Source organism: Oleiphilus sp. HI0132, assembly GCF_001635845.1.
The window spans coordinates 1-489 of sequence record NZ_LWGJ01000952.1 but is presented as its reverse complement, the minus strand read 5'-3'; the positions used below and the strand labels follow the sequence as shown (position 1 = coordinate 489).

General features: G+C 47.2%; 1 protein-coding gene. It reads left to right on the top strand.

Annotation, left to right across the window (positions count from 1 at the left end; translation table 11 throughout):
- Positions 1-75: 75 nt before the first annotated feature.
- Positions 76-489 (top strand): efflux RND transporter permease subunit (locus A3766_RS29540; protein ID WP_197479526.1); only part of this gene is annotated, 414 nt, incomplete at its 3' end.

Below are 489 nucleotides of genomic sequence, written 5' to 3'. Positions count from 1 at the left end.
TCAGCTAAGCAATGTCGTCACCTTGACCCATAGAAAAGGCTTAGAACTGGTTAGGCATACTGAAGGTAGCTTGGTCTGCACGTCACCGCCAGCGTTAACCCCGACTTAAATAATGCCAACCAGATAATCGCCGAGCTACAAGAAGAGTTTTTACCTAATCTGTCCATCGAGTACGGTATTAAAATAGACTTGAAAGGCAGGGCTGAAGAACAAGCCCAGACCGGCAAAGATATGATGCTAGGCGCAGCCATAGGCTTTACCTTAATCTATATTATCCTGGCGTGGGTATTTGGTTCCTACTCTTGGCCTGTCGCAGTATTGCTTGCGATCCCTCTTGGAATATCGGGTGCGATACTGGGTCACTGGCTGCTAGGCATTGACCTAACCATGCTCTCTTGGTTTGGCTTTTTTGGCCTATCAGGCATCGTTATCAATGATGCGATAATATTGGTCACCTTCTATCGAGAGTTACGAGAACAAGGCCAGCCC